Genomic DNA, 12,367 nt, shown 5'->3' on the forward strand with positions numbered 1-12,367 from the left:
GATGGCGCGGATCAGCGTTCGAACCCTCACCCAGGCAATACGCGGCGTCGCGCTCCTCGCCATCGTCACCGCCAACGGCGGCGTTGGCGCGCAGACCGCCGCGCCGGCCGCCGCCGCCCAGCCTTCCGCGAGCCAGCCTCCCGCCCTCCCCGCCCCGGCCGCCGCGCCCGCCCAGCAGCCCGCCGCCCCCGCGGCGATCATGCCGGCGCCGGCCAAGCCCGCGGCGGCGACCGGCAAGCCCGTCGTGGCGCCCATCGCCATGGAAAAACCCCTGTGGAAAGACCTGACGCCCGCCCAGCAGCGCGCGCTGGAACCGCTGGCGGAAGAGTGGAACAAGCTGGAAGGCATGCGCAAGCAGAAGTGGATGGAGATCGCCAACCGCTTCGCGTCCATGAAGCCGGATGAGCAGGCGCGGGTGCACGAGCGCATGCGCGACTGGATCAAGCTGACCCCGGACCAGCGCCGCATGGTGCGCGAAAACTACGCCCGCTCGCAAAAGATCACCCCGGGCCAGAAAACGGCGCAGTGGGAGCAGTACCAGCAGCTGCCGGAGGACAAGAAGAAGCAACTGGCCGACAAGGCGCCCAAGAAGCAGGTCGTCAATCCGCCGACGCCCACGCAGAGCAAGATCCAGACGGTGCAGCCGGTGAAGCGCCAGCCCACGCCGGCCGGCGCGCCCGCGCCGGGTGCGCTCGCTCCGGGCGGCGCGGCGCCATTGCCGGCCGCCGGCCAGCCCGGCGCCGCCGTTCCCGGCCTGCCGGCCCCCGCCCCAACCTTGCCGGCGGCGGGTGCGCCAGCCGCCGGCGTCCCCGGCGCCGGCGCCGCGCCAACCGCCACCGTGCCGGCCACCGGCTCGCCGGCCGCGCCGGCCGCGCCGGCCAACAGCCCACAGCCGCCGGCCAGCAATGTCAAATAGCACCAGGAACAAAGCAGCACCGGCCCGCTCCACGGCGGTCCCTGCCGCCGCGAACGCGGTCCCCGCCGCCGCGAACGCGGCCGACACCGCCGCGACCATGGCGGCGGCGCCCTCGCCCACCGTCAAGCGGCGCCTGATCTCCATGGTCTATGAAATGCTGCTGGCGTTCGCCGCGCTGTTCCTGCCCTTCCTGGTTTTCGAGGTCGCGTCGGGCGCCGCGCACACGCCGCTGGTCGAGCACATGCGGCAGGCGCTGGCCTTCCTGGTGCTGGGCGCCTACTTCATCCATCAATGGACGCGCGAGGGCCAGACGCTGGCCATGCGCACCTGGCGCATCAAACTGGTGATGCCCGGCCACGCCTTCGTGCCGCCGAAGATCGCCGCGCTGCGTTACCTGCTGAGCTGGATGTGGGTGCTGCCCGCGCTGGTGGTCAACTACGCGTTCGGCATCGCGCGCGGCCAGGCGCTGTACGCGATCGCCGCCGGCATCGTCCTGTGGTCGCTGACCGCCTTCCTCAACAAGGACCGCCAATTCCTGCACGACAAACTGGCCGGCACCCGCCTGGTCCAGTTGCCCAAGCCCGAGAAAAAGAAGGCCGCCGCGCAGCCGGCCGGCTAAGTGCCTACCGTAAGATGCTTCGCGCCTATATGGTCCAGGCTCATCTGTTGTTAATTTTTCCCTACTTCTATGGCCACTTGTCGAAAATCGCATTGCACCCTGAGGGCTCTGATAGGCGAGAGCTTCTGCTTTGACCACACCACGGGGCGGAAACCTGCGATAGCGCCCCCGGGAACCTCGGCGGGTGCCAGCGCGCCAACGAGCGCAACAGGAAGCACAACCCATTCATGGGATTCTTACCGGGGAACATCGACCAGTTCGCCCACCAAGGCGGCCAAGCTGCTGGACCTCTATCCGGCGCTTGCCAAAGCAGCGGGCTTGCCCGCCGCTGAGAGTTTGGCCGCGATGATAGTGAAGGCTGACCGGCTTCGGCTTGCGGCGGAAGCAAGGTCTGGTCACGGCATGTCTTTTCACGCCAGCAAGTGCACGGTCAGCGGCGCAACAGCAACGCTCGACGGCGCGGCGCTGGTCAACGCTCATTTCGATAAAAAGAAATCCTCGGTATGTTTTGAAGACCAGGCGTTCAACGCGGTTCTGGGAAGCTTTACGGGGAAGCATTTAGTTGTTCATCAATCGACAGCGCCATGCCACCATTGCTGTACCGCCTATAAGACTTGGGCGAGCAAAATTGACGGCGCAATTATCGTCTCGTTCGACAAGGGGTATGACGGGTCAGCCGAGGCAGGCAGGTATGTTTTCTCCAAACTCGGCCCGATTTACTCCCTATAAAGCCGGTTTCAGCAGATACGCGGGCCCGGCGTCTCGGCTTTCATCCGCGCTCAGAAGCGCTCGTACCCCTGCAGGTAGCGCCACTCGCCCACCGGCAGGCTGGACATGGCGATGCGGCCGATGCGGATGCGCTTCATGGTCACCACCTTCAGGTTCACCATGCGGCACATGTGCTCGACCTGGCCCGGCTTGGGCGCCTTGATGGCGAAGCGCAGGCGCTTTTCGTTTTGCCAGCTGACCTTGCACGGCGCCAGCGGCTTGCCGTTGTAGGGCAGGCCGTGGTTCAGCAGCGCCAGGCCGTTGTCGGCGATGGCGCCCTCCACTTCCACGATGATTTCCTGCTCCAGCCCCTCGGACAGTTTGCGCGCGACGCGGAAGTCCTGCGTCAGCACGACCAGGCCGCTGGCGCTGGTTTCCAGCGGCGACTCCAGCGTCAGGTTGACCAGGTGGCGCTTGAGGAAGCGCTCCTTGCGCGCGGCCTCCGCCCGGGTGGCCTCGCTCAGCAGGCCGAACACCGGCGGGCCGTCCTTGTCGATGCCGGCGCTCACGCCCACCGGCTTGTTGAACAGGATGGTGGCGGGCGCGATCTCCAGCAGGGTGGCGTCCTTGTCCAGCGCCACCGTCTGCTCCGGCGCGACGCGCGCGCCCGGCTCCTCGACGACGACGCCGTCCACGCGCACGAAGGCGCCCTCGATATAGATTTCGGCTTCGCGGCGGGAGCACGGGAGCATGTCCGCGACGCGCTTGGCGAGGCGGATGGTGTTGTCTTGTTCTGTCATGACTTGCTGATCGTGGCCGCGAAAACGGCGGCCGTGCGTTCGAGGTCGGCGCGCGACACATCGAGGTGGGTGACGAGGCGCAGGCGCGGCGCCATGGACACGCGGACGCCCCCGGCCAGCAGCGCGGCGGACAACGCCGCCATCGCCGCCCGCGGCACGTCCACGTAGAGGATGTTGGTTTGCGGGACGCTCACTTGCAGGCCCGGTATCTTCGCCAGTTCGGCGGCGAGGAAGGCGGCGTTGGCGTGGTCCTCCTCCAGGCGCGCGACGTTGTGCCGCAGCGCGTACAGGCCCGCCGCCGCGAGGCCGCCGGCCTGGCGCATGCCGCCGCCCAGCATCTTGCGCCAGCGCTTGCCCTGTTCGATCAGGGCGCGCGAGCCGCACAGCACCGAGCCGACCGGCGCGCCCAGGCCCTTGGACAGGCAGACGGAGACGCTGTCGAATCCCGCCACCGCCTCGCGCAGGGAGACGCCCTGGCGGACGGCCGCGTTGCAGATGCGGGCCCCGTCCAGGTGGGTGGCGAGGCCGCGCTGGCGGGCGTAGGCGGTGGCCTCGGCCACGTAGCTGGCGGGCAGCACGCGGCCGCCTATGGTGTTCTCCAGCGCCAGCAGTTTGGTGCGCGCGAAGTGGAAGTCGTCCGGCTTGATCTGCGCGGCGATGTCGGCGACGGCGAGGCTGCCGTCTTCCTGGTTGGCGATGGCTTGCGGCTGGATGCTGCCCAGCACCGCGGCGCCGCCGCCCTCGTAGCGGTAGGTGTGGGCCTCCTGGCCAACCAGGTACTCGTCGCCGCGGCCGCAATGGGCCAGCAGCGCGATCAGGTTGGTCTGGGTGCCGGAGGGGGCGAACAGCGCGGCTTCGAAGCCGAACAGCTCGGCCGCGGTGTCCTGCAGCAGGTTGACGGTGGGGTCGTCGCCGTAGACGTCGTCGCCCACGTCGGCCGCGCGCATGGCGTCCAGCATGGCGGGGCTGGGGCGGGTCACGGTGTCACTGCGAAGATCGATCCAATGCTGAGTCATGGTTGCCCCTTTGCTTGGCCAACCCAGGTGCAAGGGCTGGGGTCAGACCCGCGGGGTCCGACCCCGGGTTCTGCCTCTGGTTTTCAGTTAGGCGTTGCTGGCGGCGACCTGCTCGGCGAAGAAGCGGTTGCCCATTTCTTCAAGGCCCAGCGTTTCGAGCACTTCCCGCAGGCGCTCGGTCGGACGGCGGCGCGGCAGGTTCTTGTAGCTGGCGATGATGAGTTCATTCTTCATCGAATGCTCCCAGCCCACCAGTTCCGTCACGTTGACCTGGTAGCCGTGCGCCTCCAGTTGCAAACAGCGCAGCACGTTGGTGACCTGGCTGCCGAATTCGCGCGTGTGCAGCGGGTGGCGCCAGATCTCGGTGAGCGCGCTCTTGCCGAGCGACTGGCCCTTGTTCTTGCGCAGCACGGAGGCCACCTCCGCCTGGCAGCACGGCACCAGCACCATGAACTTGGCCTTCTTCTTCAGGGCGAAGGCGATGGCGTCGTCGGTGGCGGTGTTGCAGGCGTGGAGCGCGGTGACGATGTCGATCCGGTCCGGCAGTTCCTTCGACTCGGTCGACTCGGCCACAGACAGCGGCAGGAAGGACATGCCGGGGAAGTCGAACTTCCTGGCCAGTTCCTGCGAACGCTCCACCAGCTCGGCGCGGGTTTCGATGCCGTAGATGTGGGAGCCGTCGTCCAGTCCCTTGAAGAACAGGTCGTACAGGATGAAGCCGAGGTAGGACTTGCCGGCGCCGTGGTCCACCAGCGACACGCCGGGATGCTCGGCTTGCACTTCCTTCAGCAGCGGTTCGATGAACTGGTACAGGTGGTAGACCTGCTTGAGCTTGCGGCGGCTGTCCTGGTTCAACTTGCCGTCGCGCGTGAGGATGTGCAATTCCTGCAGCAGCTCGACCGACTGGCCGGGCTTCACTTCGGGTGGCAGAGCGATGGGCGCGGCGGTCTTAGGCTGCTTCATCGATCCACGCCTGCTGGATGGCTTCCAACACCTTTTCGCCACCGCGCGTGTGGTCGTCGTCGAAACCGTCCAGGTCCACGATCCAGTTGTGCAGGTCGGTGAAGCGGATGGTGATCGGGTCGATCTCGGGATACTTGTCGTACAGCGCCTCGGCGATGGCCGTGATGTCACTCCATTTCATGATGCGCTCCTCAGTGCCCGCCTTCGCTGGCGTGGTTGATGGTGTACTTCGGAATCTCGATCACGAGGTCCTCGTCCGCCACCACCGCCTGGCACGACAGGCGCGATACGGCCTCCAGGCCCCAGGCCTTGTCCAGCAGGTCTTCCTCGGTTTCGCTGGCTTCGCTCAGCGAGTTGAAGCCTTCGCGCACCAGCACGTGGCAGGTGGTGCAGGCGCAGGACTTCTCGCAGGCGTGCTCGATGTGGATGTCGTTGTCGAGCATGACGTCGCACAGGGTCTTGCCGGCTGGGGCCTCGACGACGGCGCCCTCGGGGCACAGCTTGGCGTGGGGCAGGAATACGATTTGTGGCACTTGATACCTCTACATTTTGAGAACCCCGGTCGCCCCCGCGCAAGCGGGGGCCCAAGGGAACAACATGACTTTGGTTCCCGCCTGCGCGGCGGTCCGCCGATGCGGAACGACAGTCCTTACACTACCTGGTCCAGCGACTTGCCGGCCAGCGCGCTGCGGACGCTGCGGTCCATGCGGCGCGATGCGAATTCCTCGGTGCCGCGCGCCAGCGCCTCGACCGCGGCCTTGACGGCGCCATGGTCTACCGCGCCGGCGACGGACTGCGCGACAACGGCGCGGGTGCGCGCCATCAGCGCCTCGACCTCGGCGCGCTCCTCGCCGGACAACAGGCCCGCGTCCTCGTTCAGCGCGGATTGCGTGGCCAGCAGGATGCGCTCGGCCTCGACCTGTTCCTCGCGCAGCGCGCGGGCGGCCATGTCGACGTCGGCGGATTTATACGAGTCCTGCAGCATGCGCGCCACGTCGTCGTCGCCCAGGCCGTAGGACGGCTTGACCGAGATCGACGCCTCCACGCCCGAGCGCAGCTCTCGCGCCGAGACCGACAGCAGCCCGTCGGCGTCGACCTGGTAGGTGATGCGGATGCGCGCCGCGCCGGCCGCCATCGGCGGGATGCCGCGCAGTTCGAAGCGCGCCAGCGAGCGGCAGTCGCTCACCAGTTCGCGCTCGCCCTGCAGCACGTGCACCGCCAGCGCGGTCTGGCCGTCCTTGAAGGTGGTGAACTCCTGCGCGCGGGCGCACGGTATGGTCGAGTTGCGCGGGATGACCTTCTCCACCAGGCCGCCCATGGTTTCGATGCCCAGCGACAGCGGGATCACGTCCAGCAGCAGCCAGTCGTCGCCCGGCGCGCGGTTGCCGGCCAGCAGATTGGCCTGGATGGCGGCGCCCAGCGCGACCACCTTGTCCGGATCGATGTTGGCGTGCGGGATGGTGTGGAAGTATTCGCTGACCGCGCGCTGCACGTGCGGCATGCGGGTCGCGCCGCCCACCATCACCACGCCGTCGATGTCGTCCGCGTCGATATTGGCGTCGCGCAGGGCCTTCTTGATGGCGTTCATGGTCTTGTTGACCAGGTGCTTGGTGATCTCGGCGAAGGTCGCGGCGCTCACCTTCAGGTGCACCTCCTCGCCCGACCCCAGGAAGGCGTCGATCGTCACTTCCGATTTGCTCGACAGCAGTTCCTTGGCCTCGCGCGCCTTCACCATCAGCACGGCGGTGTCCTCGTCGGACAGCGGCGCCAGCTTTTCCTGCTCGTGGATCCAGCAGAACAGGCGGTGGTCGAAGTCGTCGCCGCCCAGCGCGGAATCGCCGCCGGTGGACAGCACCTCGAACACGCCCTTGGACAATTTCAGGATCGAGATGTCGAAGGTGCCGCCGCCCAGGTCGTACACGGCGAACAGGCCCTCGGAGGCGTTGTCCAGGCCGTAGGCGATGGCGGCGGCGGTCGGCTCGCTCAGCAGGCGCAGCACGTTGATGCCGGCCAGCTGCGCCGCGTCCTTGGTGGCCTGGCGCTGCGCCTCGTCGAAGTAGGCGGGCACGGTGATGACGGCGCCCACCAGGTCGTCGCCCAGCGAGTCCTCGGCGCGCTGGCGCAAGGTGGCCAGGATCTGGGCCGAGGTCTCGACCGGCGACTTGATGCCGGCCACGGTCTTCAGCTGCACCATGCCGTGGCCGCCCTCGCGGTCGCCGTCGACGAAGTCGTAGGGCAGGTTCTCGGCGTAGGCGATGTCCTTCAGGCCGCGGCCCATGAAGCGCTTGACGGAGACGATGGTGTTCTTCGGGTCGGTGGTCTGCGCGGCCTGGGCCTTGTAGCCGATGTGGGCGTGGCCGTTCGGCAGGTAGCGCACCACGGACGGCAGCAGCGGGTGGCCGTCCTCGTCGTTCAACACCTCGGGAATGCTGTTGCGCACGGTGGCGACCAGCGAATTGGTGGTGCCCAGGTCGATACCCACCGCCAGCCGGTGCTGGTGCGGCGCGGTCGACATGCCCGGTTCGGAGATTTGCAGTAGTGCCATGGATTCTTTTTATGCTTCGAGTGCATCAAAGGCGAAGCGGACTTCTTCGCCGAATTTTTCGAGGAACATCATCGCCCGCACGTCCTGCGCGGCGGCGTGGTAGTCGCCGGCGTCGCAGCGCGCCTCGATGTCCTTGAGCAGGTCCTTGCGGGCGGCGCGCAACTGGCCGTCCAGCGTTTCCAGCAGTTCCAGGTCCTTGCCGGCGCGCGCGTCCTCGAGCTCCTCGCGCCACTCCATCTGCTGCATCAGGAACGCGCCCGGCATCGACGTGTTCGATTCGGTCTGCAGGTCCACGCCGTTCAACTCGCACAGGTAGCGCGCGCGCAGCTGCGGATTCTTCAAGGTCTGGTAGGCCTCGTTGGCGCGGGTGGCCCACTGCATCGCGACGCGCTTCTCGGCGTCGGTCGCGTTGACGAATTTGTCTGGATGGACGCGGTTCTGCACGTCGCGGTAGGCGCCGTTCAGCGCCTCCGCGTCAACGGCGTAGCGCTGCGGCAGGTTGAAGAGTTCGAAGTGGTTTTGCACGGCACGCGAAAAGTGGAACTGCGGTGGAAACCGCGGGTTTAAATGCGGAAGCTTTCGCCGCAGCCGCAGGCGTCTTTCTCGTTCGGGTTGTTGAACTTGAAGCCCTCGTTCAAGCCCTCGCGCGCGAAATCGAGCTCGGTGCCGTCGATGTAGGGCAGGCTTTTCGGGTCCACGAAGACCTTCACGCCGTGCGATTCGAACACCGCGTCCTCGTCCGCCACCTCGTCCACGTACTCCAGCTTGTAGGCCAGACCGGAGCAGCCCGTGGTCCGCACGCCGAAGCGCAGGCCCAGGCCCTTGCCGCGGCGTTCGATGTAGCGGTTGATGTGCTTCGCTGCCTTTTCGGTCAGTGTGATTGCCATTGCGGTCCTCCGGCTTATGCCGAGTGTTTTGCCTTGTAGTCCTGCACGGCGGCCTTGATCGCGTCCTCGGCCAGGATGGAGCAGTGGATCTTCACCGGCGGCAGCGCCAGTTCCTCGGCGATGGCGGTGTTCTTGATGGCCAGCGCCTCGTCCAGGGTCTTGCCCTTGACCCATTCGGTCACCAGCGACGACGAGGCGATCGCCGAACCGCAGCCGTAGGTCTTGAATTTCGCGTCCTCGATCAGGCCATCGGCGCCGACCTTGATCTGCAGCTTCATCACGTCGCCGCAGGCCGGCGCGCCGACCATGCCGGTGCCGACCGATTCGTCGCCCTTTTCAAAGGCGCCGACGTTGCGTGGATTTTCGTAGTGGTCCAACACTTTTTCCGAGTAAGCCATTTTGATGCTCCTGTTAATCCGTCTGAATTCTATGCAGTCGATTACCGCGAGCGGCGCTTAGTGCGCGGCCCACTGGATCGAGTTGATGTCGATGCCCTCTTTGAACATGTCCCACAGCGGCGACAGTTCGCGCAGCTTGCCGACCTTGGACTTCATCAGTTCCACCGCGAAGTCGATGTCCTTCTCGGTCGTGAAGCGGCCGATGGTGAAGCGGATCGAACTGTGCGCCAGCTCGTCGCTGCGGCCCAGGGCGCGCAGCACGTAGGACGGCTCCAGCGAGGCCGAGGTGCAGGCCGAGCCGGACGACACGGCCAGGTCCTTGACCGCCATGATCAGCGACTCGCCCTCGACGTAGTTGAAGCTCACGTTCAGGTTGTGCGGCACGCGGTGGTCCATGTCGCCGTTGATGTAGACCTCTTCGATTTCCTGCAGGCCGGAGGCCAGGCGGTCGCGCAGCGCCTTGATGCGGCCGGTCTCGGCCTCCATCTCCAGCTTGGCGAGGCGGAAGGCCTCGCCCATGCCCACGATCTGGTGGGTCGGCAGGGTGCCCGAGCGCAGGCCGCGCTCGTGGCCGCCGCCGTGCATCTGCGCCTCGACGCGCACGCGCGGCTTGCGGCACACGTACAGCGCGCCCACGCCCTTCGGACCGTAGGTCTTGTGCGCGGTGAAGGTCATCAGGTCGACCTTGGATTTCTGCAGGTCGATCACGACCTTGCCGGTGGCCTGGGCCGCGTCGCAGTGGAAGATGATGCCCTTCGAGCGGCACAGCGCGCCGATCTCGTCGATCGGCTGGATCACGCCGATCTCGTTGTTGACCAGCATGACCGAGATCAGGATGGTGTCGGGGCGGATGGCGGCGCTCAGCTGCTCGATGGTGATCAGGCCGTTGTCCTGCGGTTCCAGATAGGTCGCCTCGAAGCCGACGCGCTCCAGTTCACGCACCGTGTCCAGCACCGATTTGTGCTCGGTCTTGACGGTGATGATGTGCTTGCCCTTGGTCTTGTAGAACTGCGCCGCGCCCTTCAGGGCCAGGTTGTTCGACTCGGTGGCGCCCGAGGTCCAGATGATTTCGCGCGGATCGGCGTTCACCAGCGCCGCCACGTGGCCGCGCGCCTCCTCCACCGCCTTCTCGGCGGTCCAGCCGTACATGTGGCTGCGGGAGGCCGGGTTGCCGAACTGTTCGCGCAGGTAGGGGATCATCTGGTCGGCCACGCGCGGATCGATGGGCGTGGTGGCCGAGTAGTCCATGTAGATCGGGAAGTGCGGCGCGGTGTGGAACTCGACCGGGGCGACCTGGGCGTTTTTTTCTGGGGCGTTCATCTATTAACTCCAATAAGCGTGTCTAGTCTTGGCTCTGTCTTAGCCGACGGCGGCGTTGCGGTGCATGACCACCACCGCCTGGTCGGCGTGCTTTTGTTTCTGTTGATCGACCAGATCCTGCAGCGACACGGAGTCCAGGTAATCGACCATTTTTTCGTTCAGGGTTGCCCACAGTTCGTGCGTCATGCAGCGCGCGCCGGTGGTGGCGTCGGCGCCGTGGCAGTTTTCCTTGCCGCCGCACTGGGTCGCGTCCAGCGGCTCGTCGACGGCGATGATGATGTCGGCCACCGTCACCTTGTCGGCGCGGCGCGCCAGGCTGTAGCCGCCGCCGGGGCCGCGGATCGACTCGACGATCTCGTGGCGGCGCAGCTTGCCGAACAACTGTTCCAGGTAGGACAGCGAAATCGCCTGGCGCTGTGAAATGCCAGACAGCGTGACCGGGCCTTTGCCCTGGCGCAAGGCCAGATCGATCATCGCGGTCACTGCAAAACGGCCTTTGGTGGTCAGACGCATCACAACCTCGGTTGGGTTAAAATATCGTGTCGTTCAGCCAATCAAACTCGGATTAGTTGAATGAATTAGTCAAGTATACCAAACTTGACCAACTTTGTCAGGCGACGCCCTTGGCGCCGCCCGCGAGACGTCTGTGTGCCGTTTTGGCGGGTGACTCAGGCGCGCAACAATTCCATCGGCTTGAACAGCGCGTGCATGTCGCGGTTGGCGATGAAGGTCAGGTTGTACGGGTGCTCGGCCACGATCTGCGGCAACGCCCGCACCGTCGGCAGCTTGTTCAGCTGTTCGGCGATCTTCCCCCACAAAACCAGCTTGGGCCGGTGCTGTTCCAGCGCCGCGATCACCGTCTCGAAGAACGGCAGCCACGCCTTGGCGTCCTTGGCCGGCGCCACGTGCTCGCGGAACACCAGCGACGCGTTCAGCAGCAGGAAGCCATGGCCGGTCAGCTTTTGCTGGATCTGCGCCAGCGTCTGCACGGCGGCCGGGTCGGCGCGGAACTCGGCGGCGATGGCGGCCAGCGCCGCGCTGCCGGTGTTGTCCTCGGCCAGCCGGCCGTCGGCCACCAGCAGCATCTTCATGAAGTTGCGCAGCGAGGTGGCCTTGTTGACCGGCTTCGACAGCCCGCCGCCCTTCTCGTCCGACCACAGGCCCTTGACGGCGCCGTCCATGAAGCACACGCCGGTGGCGCTCTCCTCGCGCGGATAGGGCCCCTCGCCCACCAGCACGTAGCGCACCTTGTCCAGCGGCAATTCGAAGGCGTTGAACAGGCGCTGGTCGGTGGGCAGGTAGGTGTCGGCGGCCAGCCCGGCCAGATAGGCGGGGTTCGCCGCCATCATCGCTTCCAGGCCGGAAATAAGGATGGGGTGCCAGGAAGAATCGGCGCGGCCTAGGGCCTGGAGGATAGATACTGGAATGAACATGACGGCAACGAGTAGGAAAAAGAGGCCGGATTTTATCATTTCAAACATTCGGCCGAAAAAGGGGTCAGGTTCGGTATAAAAAAATACCGAACCTGACCCCTTTTTCCCTTTTTCCTTTTCAGCCCCCGAACGCCAGGGCGGCGGCCAGCGCCAGCATGATGGCGCCGGTCAGCGCCTCGATGCACTTCCACGCCAGCGGCCGGCGCAGCAGGTCCGACAGCCGGCTGGCGCCGAAGCCCAGCGCGGTGAACCAGATCAGCGAGGCCGTCATCGCGCCGACGGCGAAGCTGGGCCGCTCGTGGGCCGGGTAGTTGCCGCCGATCGCGCCCAGCAGCACCACCGCGTCCAGGTAGACATGGGGATTGAGCAGCGACATGGCAAGCACGCTCAGCAGCGCGTTGCGGGCGCTGACCGGCGCGCCGCCCTCGCCCGCCGGCAGCGCGCCCGGCCGCAGCAACGCGGCCCAGCTGCGCAGGCCGTACCACAGCAGGAAGGCCGCGCCGCCCCAGCGCGCCGCCCCCATCAGCAGCGGCGAGGACTGGATCAGTACGCCCATGCCCGCCACGCCGGCGCCGATCAGCAGCACGTCGATGACGACGCAGGTGGCCACCGTCAGCGCCACGTGCTGGCGCCGCACGCCCACCCGCAGCACGTGCGCGTTCTGCGCGCCGATCGCCATGATGAGGCTGGCGCCGAGGCCCAGGCCGCTGAGGAATACCTGTGGGGTGAACATGCCGCTCTCCTTTAATTAGATGCAAGCAT

At 66.5% G+C, this 12,367-nt stretch carries 16 protein-coding genes; 3 read left to right on the forward strand and 13 right to left on the reverse strand.

Annotated elements, in window-relative coordinates:
* Window position 1 precedes the first annotated feature (1 nt).
* From BM436_RS14990 to BM436_RS36230, 3 genes are all read left to right on the forward strand, one after another.
* Entirely contained in the window at window positions 2-916 is a 915-nt protein-coding gene (locus tag BM436_RS14990; protein WP_093556330.1) for a DUF3106 domain-containing protein, read from the forward strand.
* The gene (locus BM436_RS14995) at window positions 906-1,535 is read left to right on the forward strand and encodes an RDD family protein (RefSeq protein ID WP_229490319.1); all 630 of its coding nucleotides are present in this window, start codon (window positions 906-908) and stop codon (window positions 1,533-1,535) included. Before BM436_RS14990 ends, BM436_RS14995 begins: the two co-directional genes overlap by 11 nt.
* A gap of 318 nt (window positions 1,536-1,853) precedes the next feature.
* On the forward strand, window positions 1,854-2,264 hold the full coding sequence (locus BM436_RS36230; protein WP_143133147.1) for a hypothetical protein: 411 nt from the start codon (window positions 1,854-1,856) through the stop codon (window positions 2,262-2,264).
* A 50-nt stretch (window positions 2,265-2,314) separates the two neighbouring features.
* On the opposite strand, the gene BM436_RS15000 is transcribed toward BM436_RS36230, so the two are convergent.
* From BM436_RS15000 to BM436_RS15060, 13 genes are all read right to left on the reverse strand, one after another.
* Window positions 2,315-3,043 carry an RNA pseudouridine synthase gene (locus tag BM436_RS15000; protein ID WP_093556332.1) on the reverse strand — a complete coding sequence of 243 codons (729 nt, stop codon included), beginning with the start codon at window positions 3,041-3,043 and terminating at the stop codon, window positions 2,315-2,317.
* Entirely contained in the window at window positions 3,040-4,059 is a 1,020-nt protein-coding gene (gene ltaE / locus BM436_RS15005) for a low-specificity L-threonine aldolase (RefSeq protein ID WP_093556333.1), read from the reverse strand. The genes BM436_RS15000 and ltaE overlap by 4 nt, the downstream gene beginning before the upstream one ends.
* Window positions 4,060-4,146: 87 nt before the next feature.
* Window positions 4,147-5,022, reverse strand: coding sequence for a class I SAM-dependent methyltransferase (locus BM436_RS15010; protein WP_093556334.1), 876 nt, complete (start codon window positions 5,020-5,022; stop codon window positions 4,147-4,149).
* Window positions 5,009-5,203 (reverse strand): Fe-S cluster assembly protein IscX, encoded by a 195-nt coding sequence (iscX, locus tag BM436_RS15015; protein ID WP_093556335.1) that lies wholly within the window; start codon window positions 5,201-5,203, stop codon window positions 5,009-5,011. Before iscX ends, BM436_RS15010 begins: the two co-directional genes overlap by 14 nt.
* A gap of 10 nt (window positions 5,204-5,213) precedes the next feature.
* Window positions 5,214-5,555: an ISC system 2Fe-2S type ferredoxin gene (gene fdx / locus BM436_RS15020; RefSeq protein WP_093556336.1), complete on the reverse strand. Its 342-nt coding sequence runs from the start codon at window positions 5,553-5,555 to the stop codon at window positions 5,214-5,216.
* 116 nt (window positions 5,556-5,671) lie between these two features.
* Entirely contained in the window at window positions 5,672-7,567 is a 1,896-nt protein-coding gene (gene hscA, locus BM436_RS15025; RefSeq protein WP_093556337.1) for a Fe-S protein assembly chaperone HscA, read from the reverse strand.
* Window positions 7,568-7,576: 9 nt separating this feature from the next.
* Window positions 7,577-8,092: a Fe-S protein assembly co-chaperone HscB gene (gene hscB, locus BM436_RS15030; protein ID WP_093556338.1), complete on the reverse strand. Its 516-nt coding sequence runs from the start codon at window positions 8,090-8,092 to the stop codon at window positions 7,577-7,579.
* A gap of 38 nt (window positions 8,093-8,130) precedes the next feature.
* Complete coding sequence (gene iscA, locus BM436_RS15035; RefSeq protein WP_093556339.1) at window positions 8,131-8,454, reverse strand: iron-sulfur cluster assembly protein IscA; 324 nt, start codon at window positions 8,452-8,454, stop codon at window positions 8,131-8,133.
* Between the two features lie 14 nt (window positions 8,455-8,468).
* Window positions 8,469-8,852: a Fe-S cluster assembly scaffold IscU gene (iscU, locus tag BM436_RS15040; RefSeq protein ID WP_093556340.1), complete on the reverse strand. Its 384-nt coding sequence runs from the start codon at window positions 8,850-8,852 to the stop codon at window positions 8,469-8,471.
* 57 nt (window positions 8,853-8,909) lie between these two features.
* Complete coding sequence (locus BM436_RS15045) at window positions 8,910-10,172, reverse strand: IscS subfamily cysteine desulfurase (protein WP_093556341.1); 1,263 nt, start codon at window positions 10,170-10,172, stop codon at window positions 8,910-8,912.
* Window positions 10,173-10,211: 39 nt separating this feature from the next.
* Window positions 10,212-10,685: a Fe-S cluster assembly transcriptional regulator IscR gene (gene iscR / locus BM436_RS15050; RefSeq protein WP_093556342.1), complete on the reverse strand. Its 474-nt coding sequence runs from the start codon at window positions 10,683-10,685 to the stop codon at window positions 10,212-10,214.
* A 155-nt stretch (window positions 10,686-10,840) separates the two neighbouring features.
* Entirely contained in the window at window positions 10,841-11,605 is a 765-nt protein-coding gene (locus BM436_RS15055; RefSeq protein WP_093556343.1) for a uracil-DNA glycosylase family protein, read from the reverse strand.
* Window positions 11,606-11,723: 118 nt separating this feature from the next.
* The gene (locus BM436_RS15060; RefSeq protein WP_093556344.1) at window positions 11,724-12,338 is read right to left on the reverse strand and encodes a LysE/ArgO family amino acid transporter; all 615 of its coding nucleotides are present in this window, start codon (window positions 12,336-12,338) and stop codon (window positions 11,724-11,726) included.
* Window positions 12,339-12,367: the final 29 nt, after the last annotated feature.

The organism is Pseudoduganella namucuonensis, from assembly GCF_900116645.1.
In the GTDB taxonomy this organism is placed as follows: Bacteria; Pseudomonadota; Gammaproteobacteria; order Burkholderiales; family Burkholderiaceae_D; genus Rugamonas; species Rugamonas namucuonensis.